Origin of the sequence: Priestia sp. SIMBA_032 (assembly GCF_046535215.1) — a bacterium.
GTDB classification, from domain to species: Bacteria; Bacillota; Bacilli; order Bacillales; family Bacillaceae_H; genus Priestia; species Priestia aryabhattai.
The window spans coordinates 1-249 of the sequence record NZ_JAWRXD010001237.1 but is presented as its reverse complement, the minus strand read 5'-3'; the positions used below and the strand labels follow the sequence as shown (position 1 = coordinate 249).

The following is a 249-nucleotide window of genomic DNA, read 5'->3' as shown; positions in this document are numbered from 1 at the left end:
GAACCGCGCAGTCAACGCCCTGCGCGTGTCCTACCATCCGCACGGTGAGCGCTTTGACGCGGCCAGTGAACCGCCTGGCCTGCGCATCCTGCGCAGCGGGGCGGTGGACCTCCGGGACAGCGACAACAAGCTCCTCGACCGGCTCGGGGAGGGCGAGAACTTCCATATCGGCAACCTGAACGCCGGCGGCGACACCGTGGTCGCCGCGGTGATCGAGGATGCGCTCCTCTACCTGCTGCCCGACGAGGC

At 69.1% G+C, this 249-nt stretch carries 1 protein-coding gene; it reads left to right on the top strand.

What is annotated here, in order from left to right; translation table 11 throughout:
- Positions 1-249: hypothetical protein (locus SB717_RS38285; RefSeq protein ID WP_410908424.1), on the top strand; the 249-nt coding region annotated here is incomplete at both ends.